Source organism: Idiomarina fontislapidosi, from assembly GCF_003226255.1.
GTDB lineage: Bacteria > Pseudomonadota > Gammaproteobacteria > Enterobacterales > Alteromonadaceae > Idiomarina > Idiomarina fontislapidosi.
In genome coordinates this window covers 82,590-107,089 of record NZ_QJST01000007.1, presented here as the reverse complement: position 1 = coordinate 107,089, position 24,500 = coordinate 82,590, and the positions used below count along the sequence as shown (strand labels likewise).

General features: G+C 49.4%; 22 protein-coding genes, 6 tRNA genes and 1 other annotated feature. Of the genes, 15 read left to right on the top strand and 13 right to left on the bottom strand.

The window, feature by feature from the left end; translation table 11 throughout:
- Positions 1-72 precede the first annotated feature (72 nt).
- The 10 genes from DFP83_RS08760 to DFP83_RS08715 all read left to right on the top strand — a co-directional run bounded on the left by DFP83_RS08760 (position 73) and on the right by DFP83_RS08715 (position 10,276).
- Positions 73-1,626 (top strand): S10 family peptidase, encoded by a 1,554-nt coding sequence (locus DFP83_RS08760; RefSeq protein ID WP_110574885.1) that lies wholly within the window; start codon positions 73-75, stop codon positions 1,624-1,626.
- Positions 1,627-1,737: 111 nt separating this feature from the next.
- Positions 1,738-1,840 (top strand) — a sequence feature (Trp leader region).
- Between the two features lie 33 nt (positions 1,841-1,873).
- Positions 1,874-3,472 (top strand): anthranilate synthase component 1, encoded by a 1,599-nt coding sequence (locus DFP83_RS08755; protein ID WP_110574883.1) that lies wholly within the window; start codon positions 1,874-1,876, stop codon positions 3,470-3,472.
- The gene (locus DFP83_RS08750) at positions 3,469-4,098 is read left to right on the top strand and encodes an anthranilate synthase component II (protein WP_110574881.1); all 630 of its coding nucleotides are present in this window, start codon (positions 3,469-3,471) and stop codon (positions 4,096-4,098) included. The genes DFP83_RS08755 and DFP83_RS08750 overlap by 4 nt, the downstream gene beginning before the upstream one ends.
- Positions 4,091-5,107 carry an anthranilate phosphoribosyltransferase gene (trpD, locus tag DFP83_RS08745; RefSeq protein WP_110574879.1) on the top strand — a complete coding sequence of 339 codons (1,017 nt, stop codon included), beginning with the start codon at positions 4,091-4,093 and terminating at the stop codon, positions 5,105-5,107. The genes DFP83_RS08750 and trpD overlap by 8 nt, the downstream gene beginning before the upstream one ends.
- Positions 5,097-6,533 carry a bifunctional indole-3-glycerol-phosphate synthase TrpC/phosphoribosylanthranilate isomerase TrpF gene (gene trpCF, locus DFP83_RS08740; RefSeq protein ID WP_110574877.1) on the top strand — a complete coding sequence of 479 codons (1,437 nt, stop codon included), beginning with the start codon at positions 5,097-5,099 and terminating at the stop codon, positions 6,531-6,533. Before trpD ends, trpCF begins: the two co-directional genes overlap by 11 nt.
- Positions 6,530-7,723, top strand: a complete 1,194-nt coding sequence (gene trpB / locus DFP83_RS08735; protein ID WP_110574875.1) for a tryptophan synthase subunit beta — start codon at positions 6,530-6,532, stop codon at positions 7,721-7,723. The genes trpCF and trpB overlap by 4 nt, the downstream gene beginning before the upstream one ends.
- Positions 7,724-7,737: 14 nt before the next feature.
- Positions 7,738-8,544: a tryptophan synthase subunit alpha gene (gene trpA / locus DFP83_RS08730; protein WP_110574873.1), complete on the top strand. Its 807-nt coding sequence runs from the start codon at positions 7,738-7,740 to the stop codon at positions 8,542-8,544.
- 8 nt (positions 8,545-8,552) lie between these two features.
- Entirely contained in the window at positions 8,553-9,095 is a 543-nt protein-coding gene (locus tag DFP83_RS08725) for an inner membrane-spanning protein YciB (RefSeq protein ID WP_110574872.1), read from the top strand.
- Positions 9,096-9,098: 3 nt separating this feature from the next.
- Positions 9,099-9,398: a YciI family protein gene (locus DFP83_RS08720; protein ID WP_110574870.1), complete on the top strand. Its 300-nt coding sequence runs from the start codon at positions 9,099-9,101 to the stop codon at positions 9,396-9,398.
- Positions 9,399-9,403: 5 nt separating this feature from the next.
- Positions 9,404-10,276, top strand: coding sequence for an alpha/beta hydrolase family protein (locus DFP83_RS08715; RefSeq protein ID WP_110574868.1), 873 nt, complete (start codon positions 9,404-9,406; stop codon positions 10,274-10,276).
- On the opposite strand, the gene DFP83_RS08710 is transcribed toward DFP83_RS08715, so the two are convergent.
- The 3 genes from DFP83_RS08710 to DFP83_RS08700 are packed head-to-tail and all read right to left on the bottom strand — an operon-like array spanning position 10,233 to position 14,314.
- Positions 10,233-11,123, bottom strand: coding sequence for a TIGR01777 family oxidoreductase (locus DFP83_RS08710; protein WP_110574866.1), 891 nt, complete (start codon positions 11,121-11,123; stop codon positions 10,233-10,235). The genes DFP83_RS08715 and DFP83_RS08710 overlap by 44 nt on opposite strands.
- Before the next feature lie 13 nt (positions 11,124-11,136).
- Entirely contained in the window at positions 11,137-13,644 is a 2,508-nt protein-coding gene (locus DFP83_RS08705; RefSeq protein ID WP_110574865.1) for an ABC transporter permease, read from the bottom strand.
- On the bottom strand, positions 13,634-14,314 hold the full coding sequence (locus tag DFP83_RS08700) for an ABC transporter ATP-binding protein (RefSeq protein ID WP_071462355.1): 681 nt from the start codon (positions 14,312-14,314) through the stop codon (positions 13,634-13,636). The genes DFP83_RS08705 and DFP83_RS08700 overlap by 11 nt, the downstream gene beginning before the upstream one ends.
- Before the next feature lie 87 nt (positions 14,315-14,401).
- On the opposite strand from DFP83_RS08700, the gene DFP83_RS08695 reads away from it, so the two are divergent.
- Positions 14,402-14,956, top strand: coding sequence for an arylesterase (locus DFP83_RS08695; RefSeq protein WP_241971615.1), 555 nt, complete (start codon positions 14,402-14,404; stop codon positions 14,954-14,956).
- A 49-nt stretch (positions 14,957-15,005) separates the two neighbouring features.
- Here DFP83_RS08695 and DFP83_RS08690 read toward each other — a convergent pair.
- The 5 genes from DFP83_RS08690 to gltX form a co-directional block, all read right to left on the bottom strand.
- Positions 15,006-15,081: transfer RNA gene (locus DFP83_RS08690), tRNA-Glu, on the bottom strand.
- A gap of 29 nt (positions 15,082-15,110) precedes the next feature.
- Positions 15,111-15,186, bottom strand: a tRNA-Glu gene (locus DFP83_RS08685).
- A 31-nt stretch (positions 15,187-15,217) separates the two neighbouring features.
- Positions 15,218-15,293, bottom strand: a tRNA-Glu gene (locus tag DFP83_RS08680).
- Positions 15,294-15,325: 32 nt separating this feature from the next.
- Positions 15,326-15,401: transfer RNA gene (locus tag DFP83_RS08675), tRNA-Ala, on the bottom strand.
- Between the two features lie 140 nt (positions 15,402-15,541).
- A complete protein-coding gene (gltX, locus tag DFP83_RS08670; RefSeq protein WP_110574861.1) occupies positions 15,542-16,951 on the bottom strand; it encodes a glutamate--tRNA ligase in 1,410 nt (469 codons plus the stop codon).
- Between the two features lie 192 nt (positions 16,952-17,143).
- Here gltX and DFP83_RS08665 point away from each other — a divergent pair.
- Positions 17,144-17,219 (top strand) — tRNA-Val (locus DFP83_RS08665).
- Between the two features lie 31 nt (positions 17,220-17,250).
- A tRNA-Val gene (locus DFP83_RS08660) sits at positions 17,251-17,326 on the top strand.
- Between the two features lie 41 nt (positions 17,327-17,367).
- Here the strand turns inward: DFP83_RS08660 and DFP83_RS08655 are convergent.
- The gene (locus tag DFP83_RS08655) at positions 17,368-18,246 is read right to left on the bottom strand and encodes a LysR family transcriptional regulator (RefSeq protein ID WP_110574859.1); all 879 of its coding nucleotides are present in this window, start codon (positions 18,244-18,246) and stop codon (positions 17,368-17,370) included.
- 123 nt (positions 18,247-18,369) lie between these two features.
- On the opposite strand from DFP83_RS08655, the gene DFP83_RS08650 reads away from it, so the two are divergent.
- Positions 18,370-19,488, top strand: coding sequence for an S-(hydroxymethyl)glutathione dehydrogenase/class III alcohol dehydrogenase (locus tag DFP83_RS08650; RefSeq protein WP_110574858.1), 1,119 nt, complete (start codon positions 18,370-18,372; stop codon positions 19,486-19,488).
- 18 nt (positions 19,489-19,506) lie between these two features.
- A complete protein-coding gene (fghA, locus tag DFP83_RS08645; RefSeq protein ID WP_110574856.1) occupies positions 19,507-20,334 on the top strand; it encodes an S-formylglutathione hydrolase in 828 nt (275 codons plus the stop codon).
- 26 nt (positions 20,335-20,360) lie between these two features.
- On the opposite strand, the gene DFP83_RS08640 is transcribed toward fghA, so the two are convergent.
- From DFP83_RS08640 to DFP83_RS08625, 4 genes are all read right to left on the bottom strand, one after another.
- Positions 20,361-20,888, bottom strand: a complete 528-nt coding sequence (locus DFP83_RS08640) for a DUF2919 family protein (protein WP_110574854.1) — start codon at positions 20,886-20,888, stop codon at positions 20,361-20,363.
- Complete coding sequence (locus DFP83_RS08635) at positions 20,833-21,027, bottom strand: DUF2061 domain-containing protein (RefSeq protein WP_110574852.1); 195 nt, start codon at positions 21,025-21,027, stop codon at positions 20,833-20,835. The genes DFP83_RS08640 and DFP83_RS08635 overlap by 56 nt, the downstream gene beginning before the upstream one ends.
- A gap of 68 nt (positions 21,028-21,095) precedes the next feature.
- On the bottom strand, positions 21,096-23,126 hold the full coding sequence (gene uvrB / locus DFP83_RS08630) for an excinuclease ABC subunit UvrB (protein ID WP_110574850.1): 2,031 nt from the start codon (positions 23,124-23,126) through the stop codon (positions 21,096-21,098).
- A complete protein-coding gene (locus DFP83_RS08625; RefSeq protein ID WP_110574849.1) occupies positions 23,119-24,477 on the bottom strand; it encodes an MATE family efflux transporter in 1,359 nt (452 codons plus the stop codon). The genes uvrB and DFP83_RS08625 overlap by 8 nt, the downstream gene beginning before the upstream one ends.
- Positions 24,478-24,500 lie beyond the last annotated feature (23 nt).

The following is a 24,500-nucleotide window of genomic DNA, read 5'->3' as shown; positions in this document are numbered from 1 at the left end:
TGGTCGCATTTGTTTTGACCATATAGGGTAAAAACCTGCTAGTCTGGAAAGGATAATTCCAAGGAGAGCGTAATGACTTTAGCAACAAAAACAATCGTGGGTACAATAACCGCGACTTTACTAACAACCGCCTCAGTCATGACATTGGATGCTCAAGCACAAGCTCAAGATGTCCAAGCGCATCAGCGTTTAATTCCGATTGAGTCAAGCAAAACCACAGAGCACAGTGTCGAAATTCGTGGCGAGACCGTTGATTACACAGCAACAGCAGGGACACTACCGGTATGGAACGATGAAGGTAAGCCAACCGCTACCTTGTTTTATACCTATTATAAAAGAGAAGACATCGATAATCGCGAAAAGCGTCCTATCGTTTACTCATTTAATGGGGGCCCGGGTTCGGCTTCCGTTTGGATGCACCTTGCTTACACCGGTCCTAAAGTGCTCAAGTTGAGCGACGAAGGCTATCCTATCCAACCCTACGGTGTTCAAGATAACCCTCATTCGATTCTAGATGTGGCTGACATTGTATTTATCAACCCAGTCAATACCGGCTATTCGCGTGTACTGCCAAACGAGAACGGCGAAATGCCCTCTCGTGACGAACAACAAAAAATGTTCTTCGGGGTAAACTCAGACGTTAAGTATCTTGCTGAGTGGATGAATACTTTCACCTCTCGCTACAATCGTTGGCGTTCGCCTAAGTTCCTGATTGGCGAAAGCTACGGTACAACACGTGTATCTGGCTTGGCGCATGCATTGCAAAATCAACAATGGATGTACCTCAACGGTGTTGTACTCGTGTCGCCAACTGAATTGGGTATTGAGCGCAGTGGTCCTGTAGAAGAGGCTAACCGCCTACCTTACTATGCGGCCGCCGCTTGGTATCACGATGCGTTGCCAAGTGACCTACAAAGCAAAGACCTGCTAGACGTGTTGGACGAAGCTGAAACTTACACCTTAAACGAGTACCTGCCTGCGTTGGCAAAAGGCGCCTCACTTACGCACCAACAACGTGAGCAAATCGCTTCGCAAGTCGCACGCTATTCAGGTCTATCAGAAGAAGCGGTGTTAAGTAATAACCTCGCGCCAAGCACTTGGTATTTCTGGAAAGAACTGCTTCGTGACCGCGATCGTACGATTGGTCGTTTGGATTCACGTTATTTAGGTATTGATGGCCGTCGCGCGGGCGATGGACCAGACTATAACGCTGAACTGACTTCGTGGTTGCACTCATTTACGCCGGCGATTAATTACTACCTGCGTGAAGAGCTCGGTTACAAAACTGATGTGAAGTACAACATGTTTGGTCCTGTGCATCCGTGGGATCGTTCAAATAACAACACCGGTGAACAACTGCGCGAAGCAATGGCGGCCAACCCGTATCTAAATGTCATGGTACAAGCGGGCTACTTTGATGGCGCGACCAACTACTTTGATGCGAAGTATACAACTTGGCAGTTGGATCGGAGTAAACTGATGCAAGACCGTATTAGCTTTAAAGGCTACCGCAGTGGTCACATGATGTACTTGCGCCGTCCTGACTTACAAAAGTCGAACGAAGATTTACGTGAGTTCATTTTAAATGCGTTGCCAGAAGATGGTGAGCCAGCACAATACAAGTAATGCATTTTGGGTGTTGACAGCACGCGCTTAGCGCGGTAATTTGTCAACAACTAAACAGCAAACTCAAACGAAACGGACACATTTACGATGCAAGTAGCACAATTTTCACTACACGCTTGGTGGTGGCACTTCCCGAATTAGCGGGTTGTGGTTCTGTGCGCATACGTAAATAAGTACAGTTTCGAAAACCCGCTCAACGAGCGGGTTTTTTTATGCTTGTTGGGCGGTTTCAAAAGGAAGCAGTTAAATGAATTTAAATACTCAACAAGCTCAAGCTGCGGTGACCTCGATTCAAGTCGAGCTGCCCTACCAAGCGGATACACACAGCGTGTACCAACAGGTGTGCCAGCCAAGTGGTCGGCATGTCTTACTCGACTCTGCCGATATTGGTACCAAGCAAGCCTTGAAAAGCCTGCTGCTGATAGACGCGGCTCTAGAGCTTAAGTGCGAGGGTCAACGAGTTCGTGTTCAAGCGCTGACTGATAACGGTCAACCACTGAAAGCATTTTTAGAAGCACGATTAGCCGATTATCTAGTAAGCGCCTCAACCACAATAAGCGAATTTGAGTTTCCCGCATCTAATCGCGACCTTGATGAAACCAGTCGCCTTAAAGAAGTTTCTAACTTTGAGCCATTGCGATTGATCCAGACCGCTTTGGCACCGTTAAATCCCGCATCTCATAATGAGTTCGCGGTATTCCTCGCCGGCTCCTTTGGCTACGACTTACTCGCCAGCTACGAGCAACTTCCCACGGTCGAGGTTGGCGAAAACAGCGCGCCTGACTATGTTTTTTATGTCGCTGAAACCTTGCTAACCGTTGACCACCAGCGTCAATCAAGCCAGTTGATTGCCTCGCTCTTCGCTCCTGAAGTATCGTCGGATGCTTATGCGCAGATGAGTCAGCGAGTCGGTGAGCTCGCAGCACGGTGTCAATTACCACCACGCACGCAAACCCAGTACACCCCACTCGCCGCTGACTATGAAAGCGTCACCGCGACACCCTCACAAGCCGTATTTAAGCAACATGTGCTGGAGTTAAAAGAACACATTCTCGACGGTGATATTTTCCAAGTAGTGCCGTCGCGCCGCTTTAGCTTGCCGTGTCATGATGCACTCGCGAGCTATGCGGTACTTAAGCAGACCAACCCATCTCCGTATATGTTTTATCTGAATCACCCAGATTTCACGCTATTCGGAGCCTCCCCTGAGTCTGCGCTTAAGTACACTGCGGCGAGTAACCAAGTCGAACTTTACCCCATCGCAGGAACGCGTCCCCGCGGTAAGCACCCAGATGGTCGGGTGGATCATGACTTGGATAGCCGTCTCGAACTCGAATTACGCATGGACCAAAAAGAATTATCTGAGCACTTAATGTTAGTCGACCTCGCACGTAATGACTTAGCGCGGATCTGCCAACCTGGTACCCGTAATGTTGCTGACTTACTTAAGGTTGATCGCTACTCGCACGTTATGCACTTGGTCTCTCGGGTGGTTGGACAACTGCGTGACGATTGCGACCCGCTCCACGCTTATCGCGCATGCATGAATATGGGTACACTGATTGGTGCGCCTAAAGTCAGTGCTGCCCGCCTAATTCGACAAGTCGAACAACAGGGACGAGGAAGCTACGGCGGTGCCGTAGGCTACCTGGCGGGTAATGGCGATATGGACACCTGCATCGTCATTCGCTCGGCATTTGTCAGTAATGGACGTGCTGTTGTACAGGCGGGCGCTGGTGTGGTGCATGATTCCGACCCACAAGCCGAAGTCGACGAGACCGAAAATAAAGCCCGCGCAGTTATCGCCGCAGTTCAAACGGCTAATGCCCAAGGAGTGCGCTCATGAAAGGTCGCATCACACTGATTGATAATCTCGATTCGTTTTCTTATAACTTGGTTGACGAACTCAGTCAGCTCGGATACGAACTTCGTGTTTATCGCAACACCATCAGCCCAGCTCGCTTATTAAGTGAACTCGACAACTATAGTGGGCCTCAGGTTGTCTGCTTGTCACCCGGACCAGGCAGTCCTTCTCAAGCAGGCGAACTGATGGCGATGATCGATGCCTGCCAACGACGCTATCCGATGCTCGGTATTTGTTTGGGCTTTCAGGCTCTGGCTGAGAAAAGCGGAGCCCGTGTCGCTCGTTGCGGTGAAGTTGTGCACGGTAAAACGGCGCACATGTCGATCCGCCCTCATCCGTTGTTTGCTAGCCAACCTCATCAACATCAATGCGTAATCGGTCGTTATCACTCGCTGAGTATTTATGACTTACCCGATAGCATTCAGGTCGTGGGTGAGTGTCAGAGTGTCAATGGGCTTATTCCCATGGCGGCTGAATTTACCGAATTTAACGCGGTGGGCTTTCAATTCCACCCAGAATCTTTATTAACACCGACCGGCAAGTTGATGTTGCAGGATGCGGTTCAGTACCTATTTCAACAGTTTAATGAAGGACGTAGTCATGAATGAGATCACCACCCTGCTCGAAGGTCGTCCTCTGTCCCAGGACGAGAGCCAAAAACTATTTCGTCACCTTGTTAAAGGTGAGTTAAATGATGCGCAAATCAGTGCCGCATTGGTGGCGATGAAGCTACGTGGCGAGACGCCCGCGGAACTGGCGGGTGCAGCTCGCGCAGTACTCGATGTCAGCAAACCACTCACTAGCACCAACGGCTTACTTGCCGATAGCTGCGGTACGGGTGGCGATGGCTCAAACAGCATTAATCTATCAACGACCTCGGCGTTGGTCGCGTCGTCGATGGGTTTGTCGATGGCGAAACACGGTAATCGCAGTGTGTCATCTCGTTCGGGGTCTGCTGACGTATTAGAATCACTGGGTTTGCGCGTTGATCTTGATCCGCGTGAGGCGTCAAAACAGCTAGCCGACCACGGCTTTTGCTTCTTGTTTGCGCCGCACTATCATCCTGGCATCAAATATGCGATGCCTGTGCGACAAACGTTGAAAACGCGCACGCTATTTAATTTAATCGGACCGTTAGTCAATCCGGCACGACCTAACATTCAATTACTGGGTGTATATAGTCCTATATGGTTGCAGCCGATGGCGGAAACCCTACAGCGCTTGGGCACCGAGCGTGCTATGGTAGTGCACGGTTCTGGCGTCGATGAGTTCGCATTACACGGCACAACAGAAGTGGTGGAACTACGCGATAATAAGCTCGAGCAATATACCTTGTCAGTCAGTGACTTTGGCTTGAGCGAGGCGCCATTGAGCGAACTGAAAGGTGGCGACGCTGATTATAACGCCACCGTTTTGAAGCGGATATTAGCGGGCCAAGGTTCACGTGCACAGAACCACGCAATCGCAATTAACACCGCACCTTTACTGGTCATGGCCGATAAGTTCGCAGACTACAAACAAGCGGCTGAAGCGGTATTGGAGCATCTCGGGAGCGGTGCTGCGATGACCCACCTAGAGCGCATTCAAGCTGTACAAGGAGGCATTTATGTCGAGTAATATACTCACTGAAATTGTTGCCCAAAAAAGGCTCCAAAATAAGCAACAAGACCAGTTATACGCAATACCGAGTGAACACAATGCGTTGTCTCCAAGTACCCGCAGCCTCTATGATGCCTTGAACCAGCCACAAGCGGGTTTTATTCTAGAGTGCAAAAAAGCATCGCCATCTAAAGGACTGATTCGGCCCGACTTTAATCCAGTCGAGCTAGCGAAAACCTACCAGCCTTATGCAGCTGCGATTTCAGTGCTAACGGAGCCTGAGTACTTTCAAGGTAGCTACGAGTATCTGGCAGCAGTCAGCCAGCACGTTGACTTACCGATACTCTGCAAAGACTTTTTTATTGACGAACAACAAGTCTATCGCGCTCGCTATTTTGGTGCCGATGCCATATTGCTGATGCTGTCGGTGTTAGATAACGAGCAATACCAACGTCTGCACGCGGTTGCCGATGAGTTAGGATTAGACGTGCTGACAGAAGTCGCCAATGAGACCGAAATGGAGCGTGCCGCACAACTCGGCGCACGCATTATCGGTATCAACCATCGTGACTTAACCGATCTCAGTATTAACCCTAATCGCAGCCACGAGCTGGCACCTCTCGCCCCCAAAGGGGCGCTGCTGATCGCTGAATCAGGATTTAGTGAACACCACGATATTCGCCGCTGCAGCGATATCGTCAATGGCTTTTTAGTCGGTAGCGCGTTAAGCGCTGAAAACGATGTCGACCTCGCCTGCCGAAAATTACTCTATGGCGAAAACAAGGTCTGTGGGTTAACACGTGCAGAGGATGCACTTAGCGCACGCACGGCGGGCGCTGTGTTTGGCGGTTTGATTTTTGCCGAACGCTCTCCTCGTTGTCTCGAGGTCGAGCAAGCGGGCAACATTATTCGTCAAGTTAAAGGGTTACACTATGTCGGCGTGTTCGCTGATCAACCCCTCTCGTTTGTAGTGGATACAGCGTTCGAGCTTGGTTTGCATGCTGTGCAGTTGCATGGGCATGAGGATATTGATTTCACCGTTGAACTGAAAAACCGCTTTAAGCAAGCGGGTATCGCGCACGTACAAATATGGAAGGCGGTCACCGTTGACGCACCATTTAGGCTCAACGAGCATCCGCTACGCCATTCAGTCGACCGCTTTGTACTTGATCATGGTCAAGGTGGCACGGGCGAAACCTTTAATTGGCAATTATTGAATGACATGGATGCACAAGAACGGGCCCGCTGCCTACTTGCCGGAGGAATTAGTCCAAGCAATGTCAGCGCAGCGATTAGCCAAGGCTTTATCGGGGTGGACGCGAGCTCGAAGTTAGAGTGGCAAGCCGGTATTAAAGATGCACAATTAGTTTATTCTCTCTTTCAACGCATTCGTCACTACGGTGCGAATGCACAATCGATTCATTCACAGGAGGCCGCAGCATGAGCCAGTCACTTTCCGCCTATTTTGGCGACTTTGGTGGTCAGTTTGTACCTGAAATTCTATTACCTGCATTAGAGCAGCTCGAAAAAGCATTTACTGACGCACAGCAGGATGAGGCGTTCCAAGCAGAGTTTCGTGGCCTGTTGAAGAATTACTTAGGTCGCCCCACGCCGCTATCGCTGTGTCGTAACTTACCGTTAGACAGTCCTAACGGAACAAAAATTTACCTCAAGCGCGAAGACTTGTTGCACGGCGGTGCCCATAAAACCAACCAAGTATTGGGGCAGGCATTACTCGCTAAACGGATGGGTAAAACGCGCATCATTGCAGAGACCGGAGCGGGTCAGCATGGCACAGCAACAGCGCTTGCTTGTGCACTACTCGATCTTGAATGCATTATTTACATGGGTAAAAAAGACGTCGAACGCCAGCAACCCAACGTATTTCGTATGGAATTAATGGGTGCCAAGGTGGTGCCTGTTGATACTGGAAGCGGGACGTTAAAAGATGCCGTTAATGAAGCCTTACGTGACTGGACAGCGAGTTATCCAACCACCCATTATTTGCTAGGTACCGCAGCCGGTGCTCACCCCTTCCCGACGATTGTGCGTGAGTTTCACAAAATGATTGGGGAAGAAGCGAAGCAACAAATCATCGAGCAAGCAGGTCGTCTGCCCGATGAAGTCATTGCCTGTGTCGGAGGTGGTTCGAATGCCATTGGCATGTTCACTGACTTTATCGATGAACCCGATGTAGCGTTGGTAGGCGTCGAGCCTGCCGGTAAAGGTGTCGACACGCAACACCATGGCGCAACGCTGACAGCGGGAAGCCCAGGCATTTTGCACGGCTGCTTAACTTATTTGATGCAAACCGATGAAGGACAAGTCGAAGAATCTTACTCTGTCTCTGCCGGCTTGGATTACCCTGGTGTTGGACCACAACACGCACATTTAAAAGCGATTGGTCGAGCGCGTTATGAGTCGGTCACCGATGATGAGGCATTAGCCGCATTTCAGTTACTTTCTCGCCATGAGGGTATTATACCTGCATTGGAATCTGCACATGCGCTCGCCTACGCACTCAAACGTGCAGCTGAACCCGATGCACCTGAAATCCTTTTAATCAACTTATCGGGGCGTGGCGACAAAGATATTGATCACGTTCGTCGTATTTTTAATGCTCAAGAAAAATAACAGGGTGTCCGTAAATGAGTCGTTATGAACAACTATTCGCAAATTTAGAGAAGCAGCAACAAGGGGCTTTCGTTCCCTTCGTCACCTTAGGGGATCCGACCCCTGAAGTCAGTGTCGAAATCATCAAGCGCTTGATTGATGCTGGCGCCGATGCTCTGGAGCTGGGTCTTCCGTTTTCTGACCCTGTCGCCGATGGTCCCGTTATTCAGCGCGCTAACGTTCGTGCGCTTGAGGGGGGTACGCGATTTGAAGACTGTTTATCGATTCTAAAACAAGTGCGCGAATACGCACCTGATATTCCGATTGGCTTGTTGGTTTACGCAAACCTCATTTTTGCCAAAGGAATCGATACATTTTACGATAAAATGGCAGCGGTTGGCGTCGACTCGGTACTGGTCGCTGATTTACCGACCAAAGAAGCCATTCGCTTCTCACAACCTGCGCTTGATCGTCAGGTGGCACCGGTGTTTATTTGCCCACCCGACGCTTCAGATGCGTTGGTCGAGGCAATTGCCAAGCAAAGCCAAGGCTATGTTTACTTGCTCAGCCGTTCGGGCGTGACAGGAACCGAAACACAAATGCAGGTGCCAGCTGAGAAGCTCATTGCGCAATTGCGTTCAGCCGGTTCGGCGCCGATTATGCTAGGTTTCGGTATTTCCCAACCCGAGCATGTGGCGGCCACGATTAAGGCAGGTGCACAAGGCGCTATCAGTGGTTCGGCGGTCGTTGCTATTATCGAGAAAAACCTCGACAATACAGCACAAATGCTCGACCAACTTGGACAATTTGTCGGGTCGATGAAGTCAGCCACTGAGCAGTAGGAGTATCCATGGCGCTGGTATTAGAGTACTTACCATTAGTTGTCTTTTTTGTCGTGTATCAGATGGTCGATATTTTCGCTGCGACCTGGGCGCTAATGGGATTAACCATCGTACAGCTAGTTGGTCTTAAGCTACTTAAACAACCCATTACTAGCCGCCATTGGATCGTGTTAGGTGCCGTGCTGGTATTTGGCGGTATCACCGTTTTTTTACATGATGACTGGTTCGTTAAAATCAAAGTATCCATTATCTACGTGCTGATTGCCGCGCTATTGGCTGGCACGCTTTGGATCAAAAAAACCAGCCCGCTGAAAAGCCTATTTGATGCCGACATCAAAATGCCCGATAAGGCATGGAACCGCCTGACGTATGCTTGGGTGATTACCTGTATCGCGATTGCGGCGGTTAATGTTTATGTCGCTCAATATATGTCACAAGATGCTTGGGTTAACTTTAAGGTGTTTGGCATTATTGGTATTTCGTTAGTGCTGGTCGTCGCTACAGGTATGTATATCTACCGACACGCTGAGGACATGGAAGGAGAAAAATAAGCCATGTGGTTTGTGATTTTTGCAGAAGACCATGACGACTCGCTCGCCAAGCGTAAGCAAGCGCGCCCAGCGCATATTAAACGCTTAGAGGCATTAAAAGAGCAAGGACGTTTACTTGTCGCAGGCCCCTGCCCTGCGATCGCTGAAAAAGACCCGGGTATCTTGGGCTTTACAGGCTCCGTTGTTATCGCTGAATTCGACACCCTTGAACAAGCCGAACAGTGGGCACACGCCGACCCTTACTGGGAAGCAGGCGTCTACCGCTCGGCACACGTTAAACCGTTCAACCCCGTGCTGCCATAAGCAGTATGCAAAGGTTAATGCTTGAATACGCCGATCGGGCATTGGCGATCAATCACTTTCCAGCCGTAGCGGCGCAACAACATGTTGTGATCGCGCCGGCGCTCGGCGTAAAGCAACGGTTTTATCACCGATTTGCCCAGTGGTTAGCCGATCAGGGAATTGCAGTGACTTGTTTCGACTATTACGGCATTGGCGATTCTAAGAATAAGCCGCTCAACGCGATCGACACGGACATTATCGAATGGGCGACCTTAGACCTCGACCACGTGCTTACTTGGGCGTCTCAACAGCGACCGTCGGCAGAGTTAGTTTGGTTAGGGCATAGCCTCGGTGGTCAGCTACTGGGTTTGATCCCACAACCCGAGCGCATTAACCGCATTGTTACCGTGGCGTCAGGCACAGGTTATTGGCTTAAAGCCAGTGCTCAGGTAAAACGCACCTCGTGGTTACTGTGGTACTTGGCAATCCCGTTGGCGACACCGATTGCGGGCTACTTTCCAGGAAAACGGCTCAATATGGTTGGTGACATGCCTGCACGTGCAATGCGTCAATGGAGCCGCTGGTGCCGCAGCCGTAATTATTTGTTTGACCACTTATCGGCAGAGCAACTCGAAGGCTATCAACGCTTAACACAACCGTATCACGCCTTCTCCATCAGCGACGATGAGTTGTTGGTTGAGGATAACGTTCGCGCGCTACTGCAACGATACCCCAACACTGAACAAAAGCTGACACGGTTAACCCCTCAGCAAGCAGGTCGACGTATTGGCCACTTCAACATCTTCAAGCCAACTCATCAGCACACCTTGTGGCAGCAGTTTCTACTCCCTGCAATTACAGCAAATCGGCTAACGCATCCTGCAATTGAGGAAAGTTAAAATGAAAACCCGCTTGCTCGAGCTTTTTCGGCACCACCGCTTGCCCCTCAAGTAACATTGAAGCCATCTCGCCCAACATTAAGTTTAAAGCAAACGACGGCACGAACAGTACGTGCGGTCGGTGTAGGGTTTTTGCTAATGTCTGACTGAATTGTTTATTGGCAGTCGGATTCGGTGCCGTCAAGTTCACGGGACCCGCAATGCTATCATCCTGCAAAATAAACTCTAACGCACGAATGATGTCCTCGATATGGATCCACGACATCATCTGCTTACCCGAGCCCATTGGACCGCCCAAACCCAGTTTATATGGCAACGCCATGCGAGGCAAAGCGCCTTGGGCACTGTCTAGCACCACTCCGGTTCGTAAACAAACCACTCGAGTGTATTGCTGTACCGACAACGCAATAGACTCCCACTGCTGACAAAGCTCAGCGGCAAAGTCGTAAGTTTGAGGCGTTGCCTCCTCACTTACGGGTTCATCATCTCTTGGTCCGTAAACACCAATCGCCGAACCACTCAGTAATACCGGAGGTGATGGGCATTCTTTTATCCTTTGTACCAGAGCCTCAGTGATCTGCCAACGACTGTTCTGTAACTCTTGCTTGCGCTCGGCAGTCCAGCGTTTATCAGCAATACCCGCGCCCTGCAGGTTAATCACAGCATCAAATTCTGTAAGCCCCTGCGCTGATGGCAACTCACTGACAACATCAACGCCATAGCCGCGAAACTGCTGTTTTACGCGCTCAACCGAGCGCGTTGTCACCGTAAACTGATGCTGTTGGCTGTAATAGCGGATAAAGCTCGAGCCTATCAGCCCCGAGCCCCCTGTAATAAGAATTTTCATACACCGCCTCCTGTTAAATCAATTTACGAATCAATTGTGCAGTATTGCGACGAATCAGACGCGCACACGCCAATCGACCTAACAAAGCAACTACCACAGCACCCGAAATAGGACCTAACAGCCACAAGCGCCAATGCCACGTCGCTTCCATATTAAACACTTGGGTTTGCAAAATAAGTAGTGACAAATCCATGGCAATGGTTGCGATCAAACCGCTGATCGCACCCAGCATCAGAAATTCGTAACTGATACTTCGACTCAATAGTTTGCCTGAAGCACCTAAGGTACGCAGAATAACGAGTTCCTTTTGGCGTTCTTCCATACTGGCTTGCACTTGCGCGATTAAGACCAAAGCGCCGGCAATCATCACCAAGACTAATACGAAAAGAATCGCAATACTGACCTGCGAGATGACTTCACGGATTTGATCAATGATCGCGTCCAAATCAATCAGCGAGGCCTCAGGGAAAGGCCTAAACAACTGATACAATTCGTCCTTGCGGTCGCTATCAAGATGAAAGCTGGTGATATAAGTCGCTGGGAAATCAGCAAGCGTACTGGTGTTAAAGATCATGTAGAAGTTAGGTTGCAGCGAACCCCAGTCGGCTTCACGCAAACTCGTTACGGGTACGGTAAACACCTCACCACCGATGTTGAAGGTCAGTGTATCGCCCACTTTAATCTCTAATCGCTCAGCAGCTTGTCGTTCAACCGAGACTTGAGGCTCTGCGTTCTCGCCCCACCAGCTGCCACTGACAATCTCATTGTTAGGCGGCACAGTATCCCGCCACGTCAATGACAACTCGCGCCCAAAGCCTTCCTCACGATCCCCTTCTTCGACTTCCTCGCGATCTTCCTTGGTGACCTCGTCAATCAGTTCAGTACCATTGTGGTGCGTCACCCGCCCTGGAATTAGGGGATACTGATCGGTTGCCTCAATGTTCTCACGGGCAAACATATCGCGCAGGTCATCAACTTTTTCCTCAGCAATGTTTAAAGCAAAGTAGTTTGGTGCATCCTCTGGTAATTGGCGTTGCCAATCTGCCAGTAAGTCATTACGCAGAACGATGACAAGCAATAACAACATGATCGCTGTCGAAAAACTCAGCATTTGCACGCTATTGGCCGAAGCGCGTCGTTGTAAGCCGGCCATGGCTAAACGCCACGCACTGCCCGCTTGCATGCCCGCTTTACGTCCAGCACCAATCAATACGCGGCCGATTAACAGCAAAATACCTGCGGCGAAAGCGCCTCCCACAAACAAGGCAGTCGACAACCACCACTGTTGAGAATACAGCACCAATAATCCGTAAATCGTACCGCCGCTCAATATCCACTGCAGCCAACGAATCGCCTGTACCCCAACCATCTGACGGTGCAACACTCGCAAGGGTGGGATTGAAATTAGTCTGAACAAAGGATACAGCGTAAACATCACAGCACTGATTAAGCCGGTCGCAATCGCTAACGCATACGGACGCCAACTCGCTGATGGCAAGGATGCCCCCAGTTGTTCTGCGACCCAGTTAATAACGTAGGATTGAATGAGCCACCCGAGCAGAATACCAACACCGACGCTGATCCCTGTGAGCAACAGTAAGTGAAGCACAAAGATTTTACGGATTTGTTGCTTACCTGCGCCCAAGGTTTTAAAAATCGCGACCACATCGTAATTACGCTGACAATAGCGCTGTGCTGCCACGGCAACGGCCGTCGCCGCGAGAACAACGCCCAATAAGCTCGCTAGCATCATAAAGCGCTCAGCGCGATTTAACGCACGTGCCAAAGGACTGTCACCATCTTCGATACTGCGCCAGCTATGGGTGTCATCGTTTAGTTGCGGTAACAACCAGCTTTCGTAATTATCCAGCTGCGTTGGGTTCCCCGCGAACAACACGTTGTAACGCACACGGCTACCGGGTTGAATTAATCCGGTTTCTGCCAATTGTGAATAGCGAATAATCACATTAGGGCTATCGGTGAACACAGAAAAGCCCACATCAGGCTCATAGGTGACTACTTTAGTTACTTTAAAGCGACTATTACCCACCTCGATTGAGTCGCCCATTTCAAGCGACAACGCTTGGAATAGACTGGAAGCCACCCATGCTTCACCCTCTGGCGGCAACGTGGTAGACACTTCGCCCTCAACGAAGGGCTTATCCGCTACTTTAAGCTCGCCGCGCAGCGGATACCCATCAGACACCGCTTTAATATCAACAAGCTCAAGCTGGTCGTTAGCAAACGCCATTGAATTGAATATGACGCGCCACGCTGTCTGAATACCGTCTTGCTCTGCTTTTTCTAACCACTCTTGCGGTATATCCCTGCGCGAGCTCAACACCCGATCAGCTGCGAGAAACTCACTGCTCCGTTCCAGCAAACCCGATTGTAGGCGCTCACTAAAGAGTGACAAAGACAACACCGCTGTCACTGATAAAATGATAGCGAGCGCCATAATCGTGAGCTCGCCGCGCTTCAACTCCTGCTTAAGAAGGCGAAAAGATATTTTATGCCACATCTTGCGAAGCCTCCGCCAACTGACCAGCTTCCATGTTCAAAATGCGCTGACAGCGCTTCGCCAAGGTTGTGTCGTGGGTCACCATCACCAAGGTGGTGCCGTAATCTTTGTTTAGATCAAACAATAACTGTTCGACTTTATCGCCTGTTTTGCTATCCAAGTTACCCGTCGGCTCATCGGCAAATAGAATTTTCGGTTGTCCCACGAAGGCACGGGCAATCGCTACCCGCTGCTGCTCACCACCCGAGAGCTGGTTTGGATAATGATGCCAGCGGTCTGATAAACCGACTTTTTCGAGCAACTCTCGTGCTTCCTTCTCGGCACCTTTATGACCCGCTAGCTCGGCAGGCAACATCACATTTTCTAACGCGCTTAAACTCGGCACCAGTAGGAACGACTGAAAGATAAAGCCCACTTTATCAGCGCGTAGTTTTGCGCGTTGTTCTTCATCCAAATCGCTTAATTTTTCGTTTTCTATAAGAACATCGCCATGGGTGGCAATGTCTAAGCCCGCAAGGAGTGATAATAGTGTTGATTTACCTGAGCCCGACGCCCCAACAATAGCAACGGTCTCACCGGCATTGATTGCGAGGTCAATTGGTTGCAGAATCTGTAACGGTCCCTCAGAGGTTTCGACTATCTTTTCGAGTTGTTGAGTTTGAATGAGCATAAAATGAAAAATTTCCTATTAAAGTTAGCTTGTATTACTTTGATTTTTATATCTATACGTAGTGTTGCGGCAAATGTTTCACTTGTTGTGTTAGGAGATAGCCTAAGTGCAGGTTATGGTCTTTCGCAACAACAAACTTGGGTCGCGGAATTACAGCGTCGTTGGCAACAAGAATACCCAAACATTGAAATCATCAATGCAAGTATCAGCGGTGACACCACCCGCGGCGGCTTGAATCGTTTATCGGGTGTAATCGAGCGTCATCAGCCTGACGCAATTTTTATTGAACTCGGCGGCAATGACGGGTTGCGAGGGTTTGACTTAGCGACCGTTGAGGCTAATTTGTCCGATATGATCGAGCAGGCGCAAGCGAAAGGGATTAATGTGGCGCTCAGCCAGGTCATGGTTCCACCTAACTATGGTCCCCGCTTTTCTAAGCGCTTTCAAGCGGTGTTTAATCGTGTGGCAGAAAAATACGAGGTGACGTTAGTACCGTTCTTTATGACCGAGTTAGTGGACAACCCTGACTTCGTACAAGATGATGGCATCCACCCGACCGCTGAGGCGCAAGCATCGATCGCGGATTTCCTCTCACCCTATCTACTTGAGCTGGCTCAACAAGCCGAGGCATCGAGTCAGTAAATCATAAATCGCAGGCACAAAAAAACCACCATGGAAGGTGGTTTAGTGTTGGCGTCCCCTAGGGGATTCGAACCCCTGTTACTGCCGTGAAAGGGCAGTGTCCTAGGCCTCTAGACGAAGGGGACCCAGAAACTTATTGGTGATGCTTTTTGAGTGGCGTCCCCTAGGGGATTCGAACCCCTGTTACTGCCGTGAAAGGGCAGTGTCCTAGGCCTCTAGACGAAGGGGACGCAATCAAAATATGCATCGTGTTAGTAGAATTGGCGTCCCCTAGGGGATTCGAACCCCTGTTACTGCCGTGAAAGGGCAGTGTCCTAGGCCTCTAGACGAAGGGGACGCAATCACTAACGTTGCTATCAAAATTTCACTTGGTGGAGCTAAGCGGGATCGAACCGCTGACCTCTTGCATGCCATGCAAGCGCTCTCCCAGCTGAGCTATAGCCCCACTGCTTTAGCAGCGAAACTGCCTTGACAGCGGGGCGCATTCTATTGCGAGGAGCGCTTAAGTGTCAACTGTTTTTTGAAAAAATATCTCCAACTGGCGATTTTTATATCAAGTTGACTATTTTACATGCAAATCGCGTATTATGCGCTCGCTTCGCGCTCAGCAATGAACGCAAGCGCCAAGTCGATACGCTCAACAACCTTTTGCTTATCCAGTTGTGCCAGCGTAACGTCCAACGACGGCGAGTTACCGCCTCCCGTAGCCGCAACACGCAAAGGCATACCAATTTTGCCCATGCCCACGCCAAGTGCTTCAGCTGTGCCATTAATCGCTGCTTGAATTGATTCAGCAGTCCAATCTGTCAAGTCTGACAGGCTCGCCTTCACCGCTTCTAATGGCTCTTTAGCGACTGGGCGCAAATGTTTCTTAGCGGCCTTTTCTTCAAACTCAGTCACGGGTTCGTAGAAATAACGACTAATGGCGGCCATCTCTTTGAGCGTCTTAACACGATCGGCTTGCAAACCCACAATCGCTGTCAGTGCTGGACCGGTCGACGTGTCGACACCGAGTTGGTCAAACTGCCATTTTAACGCATCAGCCACTTGTTCAGCTGGCAACGTCTTCATGTAATGTTGGTTAAGCCAGTTGAGCTTTTCAGTGTTAAATGCCGAAGCCGCCTTATTGACGTCTTCTAATTTAAAGAGTTTAACCAGTTCTTCTTTGCTGAATATTTCTTGGTCACCATGCGACCAGCCTAAACGGGCTAAATAATTAATCACCGCCTCTGGCAAGTACCCATCATCGCGATAGTGCATCACACCCACCGCACCGTGGCGCTTAGATAGCTTTTTACCATCGTCGCCCAAAATCATCGATACATGTGCATAGTAAGGCACGGGTGCATTCAATGCTTTAAGAATATTAATCTGGCGTGGCGTATTGTTAATGTGGTCTTCACCACGCACGACATGCGTGATCCCCATTTCCCAATCATCCACAACAACACAGAAATTGTAGGTCGGCGTGCCATCACTGCGGGCAATGATTAAGTCATCAAGTTCTTGGTTTGAGAATTCAATGCGACCACGAATGAGATCGTCAAAAATAACGCTACCCTCTTGCGGGTTACGAAAACGAATCACATAACTATCACCGGATGCATTGGGGTTATCTCGACAATGCCCATCGTAACGGGGTTTTTCGCCACGCTCCATTTGCTCTTCACGCATTTTTTCCAAACGCTCGGTCGAGCAGTAGCATTTATAGGCTTTATCTTCTTCAAGCAGTTGATCCACTAATTCTTTATAACGGTCAAAACGCTTGGTTTGATAGTAAGGTCCACGATCCCAGTTCAGCCCTAACCATTCCATGCCCTCTAAAATGGCATCAATCGCAGGCTGCGTTGAACGCTCCCGGTCGGTATCTTCAATTCGCAATACAAACTCACCACCCTGGGCTTTTGCGACCAGCCAAGAGTAAAGCGCTGTGCGAGCACCGCCAACATGTAAATAGCCAGTCGGGCTTGGAGCGAAACGCGTAACTACACTCATTACTGTGTTCCTTTATTTGATTCAGTGATTAGACGCCGTGAATTTTACCAGTCCTAGGCAAAAAGCGCATTATTCAATTAAAATGATTAAAAAGTCAGCAAACGGAAAAAACTTTGCATTTTTTGTTTGACACTTTGTCGCGTATCCCTATAATGCCTCCTCGCAACGACGCAGAAGTGCGATGACAAAACTGGATGGTTAGCTCAGTTGGGAGAGCATCGCCCTTACAAGGCGAGGGTCACTGGTTCGAGCCCAGTACCATCCACCACTTCTTCCCCTTCGTTGTTTTCCTTGGCGTTGGATGGTTAGCTCAGTTGGGAGAGCATCGCCCTTACAAGGCGAGGGTCACTGGTTCGAGCCCAGTACCATCCACCACCTTTTTTTCTTCCCCTGTTAGTCTAATTAAATACTCCACCTTAACCGTTATCGGTTAGCTTCAATTTCAGAAAGTCGATTAATACTCTTACCTTTGCGATTCGATGTCGCGACTCTGGATACAATGCCCAAATACCATCGTCGGGTTGACGATACGCGGTCAGTACTTCTTGCAAGATACCTTTTTCAAGCTCTTCGGCTACATAGTAGTCAGGCAGAATTGCGATCCCTAGCCCCTTACAGACTGCATCCTTAATGGCTAAACCACTGTTGCAATGGACCAAAGCGTTAGGTTGCACAGTTTTTGCTTTGCCTTCAATCTGAAAGCGCCAGCTTTTAAGCGTCCCCGTTAAGCACCGGTGTTCAGCCAGCGATGCTAAATCAGTGGGTTCGCCAAAGCGTGCAAAGTACGCCGGCGTTCCGACTAAAAAGTGTCTGCGATGACCCAGCGGACTCGCCTTCAGCCGCGGTGTACCTAAGTGACCCAAGCGAATCGCTAAATCGTAGTGTCCCTCAATAAGATCCAAGGTCTCATTGGTCAGATTAAAATCGAGTCGACAATCGGGGTACTGATTTAAAAAATCATTGACTAAAGGAGCAATCACGTGTTCGCCGTAAAATACTGGAGCGGTCAACCTGATTAACCCTTGTGGTTTTTCTGATCGCTGTTGGATAGCCTGATCCGCATCATTGAGACTCGCCACTAGAAGTTGGCAATGGGGTAAATACAATAACCCCTCCTCCGTTAAGCTCACACTTCGGGTCGACCGGTAAAGTAACGGAAGTTTCAGACGTTGCTCGAGCGCAGCGATATTACGGCTCACTTGCGCCACTGATAAGCCCAGTTGCTTTGCTGCACTGGTAAAGCTGGAGGTTTGCGCAACGGCGACAAACTCACTGATTCCCTGCCACTGTTTCATTATTTCTTATTTGCAAAAGTCATTTGTAAAAAGTTTAGATTACCTTTAAATCAGAAAAAGTTAAACTTGTTCCTGTGATTAACGTATTACTAGCCAGTCATTTATCGAATAAAGGAAGATATGATGGAAACAATAAAGTCGCGTGCTGCCGTGGCATGGGGTCCCGGCGAGCCACTAAAAATGGAAGAAATCGATGTTGCACCACCTAAAAAAGGTGAAGTGCGCGTTAAAATCATTGCGACAGGCGTATGTCATACCGATGCGTACACATTGTCGGGCGCCGATCCTGAAGGTATCTTTCCCGCCGTTCTTGGTCACGAAGGGGGCGGTATCGTTGAGTCAGTGGGCGAAGGCGTCACTTCAGTAGAAGTCGGCGACCATGTCATCCCACTTTACACAGCCGAGTGTGGTGAGTGTAAATTCTGTACGTCTGGTAAAACGAATTTATGCCAAGCCGTGCGTGCAACGCAAGGTAAAGGACTGATGCCAGACGGCACCACCCGTTTCTCAAAAGATGGCGAGCCTATTTATCATTACATGGGCACCTCGACATTTTCTGAATACACCGTGTTACCTGAAATCTCGGTCGCTAAAATTCCAAAAGAAGCACCGCTTGAAAAAGTCTGCTTGCTTGGTTGTGGCGTTACCACAGGTATGGGAGCAGTTAAAAATACAGCCAATGTGCAAGAAGGCGACACCGTTGCCGTATTTGGTCTTGGTGGTATTGGCTTAGCGGTCATTATTGGTGCCGTGCAAGCAAAAGCATCGCGCATTATCGCTATCGACGTCAATGAAGATAAGTTTGAAATTGCTAAACAATTGGGTGCCACTGACTTCGTTAATCCAACAGATTACGACAAGCCTATCCAAGAAGTGATTGTTGAAATGACCGATGGCGGCGTCGACTACTCGTTTGAGTGTATTGGTAATGTTGAAGTAATGCGTTCAGCGCTCGAGTGTTGCCATAAAGGTTGGGGTGAATCGGTCATCATTGGTGTCGCAGGTGCTGGCGAAGAAATCTCTACCCGTCCATTCCAATTGGTTACCGGGCGCGTTTGGCGTGGTAGTGCATTTGGTGGTGTCAAAGGCCGCAGCCAACTGCCTGATTACGTGCAGCAATACATGGACGGAAAGTTTGATTTAGATACGTTCATCACGCACAACATGCCGCTCGAGGAAATTAACGAAGCCTTTGAGCTCATGCATGAAGGTAAATCGATTCGTTCGGTTATCCACTACTAAGCGATAAAGGTATCCATTATGGAAATCGTAAGCGAAGTACGTACGTTTGGCGGTCGACAAATCCGCTTAAAACACCGCTCTTCGACGCTCAACTGCGATATGCAGTTGAGCGTGTTTCTGCCGCCTCAGGCTGAACATCATAAAGTACCGAGCCTTTACTTTTTGTCAGGTCTCACCTGCACCGATGAAAACTTTTCCACCAAAGCAGGCGCGCAACGCGTTGCCGCGCAATTGGGCATCGCACTGATTATTCCAGACACCAGTCCACGTGGCGACGATGTGCCTGATGAGGATCGCTATGACTTTGGTAAAGGCGCAGGATTCTATTTAAATGCGACAGAAGCCCCTTGGAAGCAACATTATCAAATGTATGATTACATTCTTGATGAGCTGCCCAAAAGCGTCGAGGCACAGTTTCCACTGACAGACCAACGTTCGATTGCAGGTCACTCAATGGGTGGACACGGTGCACTGGTCATTGGTGTGCGAAACCCAGAACGCTATCAAAGTATTTCAGCGTTCTCCCCTATCACTCACCCAACACAGTGCCCATGGGGAGAGTATGCGTTTACTCAGTATTTGGGAACTAACCGCGATGCATGGAAGGACTACGATGCCGTTGAGCTAATAAAAGCTTATGGGCAAGTACGACCGATTCGGGTTGATCAAGGATTGGCAGACAACTTTCTTGAGGAACAACTGAAGCCAGAAGCTCTGCAGGCTGTTTTTGATGAGACCGATGGCCCTGGTGCAATTTACTTGCACGAAGGCTATGATCACAGCTATTACTTTATTAGTAGTCTCATAGAAGAGCAGTTACGCTTCCACGCGCACTACCTGCTCTAACTTGCAGGAATCAGAAGAGCAATTGCTCAAACAGCTTTATCGGTGTCTTCGGGCACCGATTCTTCGGGCTTTTCCGCCAAGTGACGTCGGTAAAATCGCCATTGCCGTGACTTACTGACATACCACACGCTGATGAACCAAATCAAAATGATGGATGCCTTACCCCACGAGAAACTGCCGTGCTCGTGCAGCAATAGGCTGGCAATCAAGATAGCGTCGAGCGCGAGCGAAGCGAACATCAGCGGCTGAGACACGCGCATCAGTTGATTTGCCCAGTTGTATCCATCTTCTTTAGCAAAACTGGTCGCTAACAACACACAGAGCGCAGGCAATCCGACCACTAACATCAGTCCAAACTGCTCTGAGCTTTTATAAAATAATGAGAGTAATCGAGTACGATCTTCGTTGAAGGTCAGCGACACGATGCCCGCCAAATAGCCTCGGCATAGAAAAAACGTGACGCAGATAAAAAACAGAGGCGTGCTCGCGCGCCCCTCTTTATCCAGATAACGCGCTCGTTCGACGAACGCCGTTCCGTTGCCAGATCTTTTCATGAAAGTAATAACCTACCGTATTCACTAATGGCTCTATCAGTGCCACGGCACCACCCATGACCACATCGCCTGTCATTACCCAAACCACTGTAAAAGCGATCGAGAAATGCATGACTGCAAAACTTGCTGTCTTAATCATAATGCCCTCCATTCCTGTCTATTGAAATGATAGCAATTACGATTTGCATTTCTAATTATAAAAACCGATTAAACCGCTCGCTTAAGTTGCTCACGCAATGTTTTAATATCGTCACGCAACTGTGCTGCCTTCTCAAACTCGAGGTTCTGCGCGGCCGCGTACATTTCTTTCTCTTTCGCTTCGATTTCTTTAATCACCGCGTTCGTGTCTTTAATCATCACGGTCCGCGGGTCATACCCTGAAGCCACTTCAGCCACCGCTTTCGCAGCACGGTTCTTACGGTTCGCACCGCCCTGACCAAGATCCATCACGTCAGTGACTTTCTTGTTCAGTTTTTGCGGCGTGATGCCATGCTCTTTATTAAATGCGATTTGCTTTTCACGACGACGATCCGTTTCTTCTATCGCTCGCTGCATCGATCCGGTGATTCTGTCACCGTACAGGATTGCTTTACCGTTCACGTTACGTGCTGCACGACCGATAGTTTGTATCAACGAGCGATCCGAACGCAAGAAGCCTTCTTTATCTGCATCGAGAATCGCAACAAGCGATACTTCTGGCATGTCGAGACCCTCACGGAGCAAGTTAATCCCCACCAGTACATCAAATTTACCCAGCCGTAAATCGCGGATAATCTCCATGCGCTCAACCGTATCAATATCCGAGTGAAGATAACGCACTCGAATGCCGTGCTCGTCTAGATAGTCGCTCAAATCCTCCGCCATCTTTTTGGTCAAGGTCGTAGCCAGCACACGCTCTTCTTTCTCGACACGTAAACGCACCTCGGACATCAAGTCATCCACCTGCGATGCCACCGGGCGTACTTCGATAATGGGATCGACCAAGCCCGTCGGACGCACGACTTGCTCAACGACTTCACCACTGCTGCGCTCAAGTTCATACTTGCCTGGCGTCGCCGACACATAAACGGTTTGTGGCGCGATGGCTTCGAATTCGTCAAACTTTAATGGGCGGTTATCTAACGCGCTCGGAAGTCGGAAGCCGTACTCAACTAAGTTCTCTTTACGAGAACGGTCGCCTTTATACATCGCGCCCACCTGTGACACCGTCACATGCGACTCATCAATAATGAGCAACGCATCATCGGGCAGGTAATCCATTAATGTCGGCGGTGGCTCGCCAGGTGCTCGTCCGGAGAGGTATCGTGAGTAGTTTTCGATACCCGAGCAGTAACCGAGCTCCAACATCATCTCGATATCAAATTGGGTGCGTTGATTAATGCGCTGTTCTTCGAGCAGTTTATTTTGTTTCAGCAACATATCGCGACGATCTTTTAATTCGTCTTTGATTTTCTCGATCGCTTCAACCAAGACTTCGCGTGGCGTTACATAGTGCGTCTTAGGATAAATCGTCGCCCGTGCCACATCGGCTTCGGTGACCTGACCTGTCAGCGGTTCAAAAAAGCTAATGCGATCCACTTCGTTATCAAATAGCTCAACGCGCACCGCAAGTTCTTCTGATTCAGCGGGAAAGATGTCAATCACCTCCCCACGGACTCGATAGGTGCCACGCTCAAAAGCGGCATCATTACGTTTATATTGTAGTTGTGCTAAACGGCGCAAAATGTCGCGCTGATCGAGGATATCGCCGCGCCGTAAATGCAACATCATTTTCATATAGGATTCCGGGTCACCCAACCCGTAAATCGCTGAAACCGAAGCAACCAAAACAACATCGCGGCGTTCCATCAAGGCTTTTGTCGCCGAAAGACGCATTTGTTCAATGTGGTCATTTATTGATGCATCTTTTTCGATAAAGGTGTCGGTGGTCGGCACATAGGCTTCAGGCTGGTAGTAGTCATAGTACGAAACAAAATACTCCACCGCGTTGTTTGGGAAAAACTCTTTCATTTCACCATACAACTGCGCCGCCAAGGTCTTATTGTGTGCCAGGATGAGCGTCGGGCGTTGCGACTGAGCAATCACATTGGCCATCGTAAAAGTTTTACCCGACCCTGTGACGCCAAGTAAAGTTTGATGCGCGAGACCCGCGTCTAAATTTTCTAACAGTTTTTCAATTGCCGCAGGCTGATCACCTGCTGGCTGGTAGCTCGATACTAATTCAAATGCTTTACTCACCAACCCTCCTCAGCTCACGCGTAAACCATAGATAGGCGATAGCCGCTGTAATGATATTCGCCACCACACCGCCGATAAATAGACCGTGCAAATCGGCGAGTAGACTCCCTAAGTAGGACAGAGGTACGAAAAAAACAAACAAGCGGATGACACTCAAGCCAAGCGCACGCATCGGCTTATGGATAGCATTGAAGCTCGAGTTCGAGAGAATGATCCAACCTTGAAAGCCATAGCCAATCGGCATAATGTAAATAAACAGTTCAACGATTCGTGCCACTTCTTGCTCTTTGGCAAACGCCATCGCTATCCACGGTGCGGTAATCGCCATAGCCGCGTATATAACCAGTTGAATCGCAAACACCGCTTTTAATGCTTTGCCATACGCCTCTCGTACCCGATCGACGCGGTTGGCACCAAAGTTTTGGCTAATCAGCGGCGGCAGCGACATTGATAGTGCTAAAATAATGATACTCGCAAGCGACTCGAGTCGAGTACCAACGCCAAACGCGGCTACAGCAGCAGCACCGTAGGATGCGATGATCGCCGTCATTACTGACATCGCAAGTGGCGTGAGGATATTGGCCCCGGCTGCCGGCAAGCCAATTTTTAGAATCGCGCGCGCGGCATCGAGCCATTCACGAAATAAGCCGCGCGTTGTTTCAATACGCACACGTATGAGCTGTTTACGACTCAATAACCAGAACACTAATATAACGCCACTAAACCATGAGATGACACTTGCCAGCGCCGCGCCCTCGATGCCCATAGCAGGAATCGGGCCCCAACCAAAAATCAAAATGGGATCAAAAATGGCGTTTGCTAATCCACCCGATGCCATAATTAATGACGGCGTTCGGGTATCGCCCGACGCCCTGAGTACGGCATTGCCGACCATGGGTGTAACCAGCATGACACTGCCTGCAAACCAGAGCGTCATGTATTCACGGATCAACGGTAGTAAACGTTGCTGCGCTTGCAAAAGGGTAAAGATACTGTCCATGAAAATATAGCCAATGGCTGACAGCATCAACACTAATAAAGCGGAAACGGAGAGCGCAGCAAAGCCATCAAACTGGGCTTCTTCTGGTTTGTCACGACCGTATTTTCGTGCAATCACAGCTGACGTGCCAATCCCTAAGCCAATGGTGAGACTCACGACCGTAAAGGTGATGGGGAAGGTAAAGCTGACTGCGGCAAGAGGGTCAGTGCCAAGCAAACTAATAAAGAAGGTATCAACAACATTAAAGCTTATCAGCGTTGCCACGCCAAAAATAACGGGCCATGTCATTTCCCACAGCGTTTTTCCAACCGGCGCGTTAATAAGACTCCGAGATGCGTCGGTTGTAGCCATGAAAATACCTCCTCTTGAATAAA